Here is a 438-nt window from a genome sequence, read left to right on the forward strand (position 1 = left end):
TAATATATTTGATGAACCGGTGTTTAATGATTTTGCTAGAGAAATAGCTCAATATACCAATAGACAAACTTTAACTAGTACCTATATAGCTTTTGGTGATAAAGATTCTTATCGTGCTCATTGGGATACACGAGATGTTTTTGCTTTACAAATAATTGGAAGGAAAAGATGGGTTATCTATAAACCTTCTTTTAATGAGCCTCTATATTTTCATCAAAGTAAGGATTTTGAAGATTTATATCCATGTCCAGATGAAGTTTATATGGATGTTATTCTGGAACCTGGTGATATTCTTTATATACCAAGAGGGTGGTGGCATAATCCTAGTCCATTAGGAGAGCCAACAGTACATTTAGCTATAGGAACTTTTCCTGCATTTAACTTGGACTATTTAAAGTGGACTTTTAAACATGCTAGTTTATTTAATGGAGCTAGAGC

The 438-nt window shown here is 32.9% G+C and carries 1 protein-coding gene; it reads left to right on the plus strand.

From position 1 onward, the window contains the following. Nucleotides 1-438: JmjC domain-containing protein (locus tag HUN22_RS17710; RefSeq protein ID WP_174732097.1), on the plus strand; the 438-nt coding region annotated here is incomplete at both ends.

This window comes from Acinetobacter lactucae (assembly GCF_013344765.1).
In the GTDB taxonomy this organism is placed as follows: Bacteria; Pseudomonadota; Gammaproteobacteria; order Pseudomonadales; family Moraxellaceae; genus Acinetobacter; species Acinetobacter lactucae_A.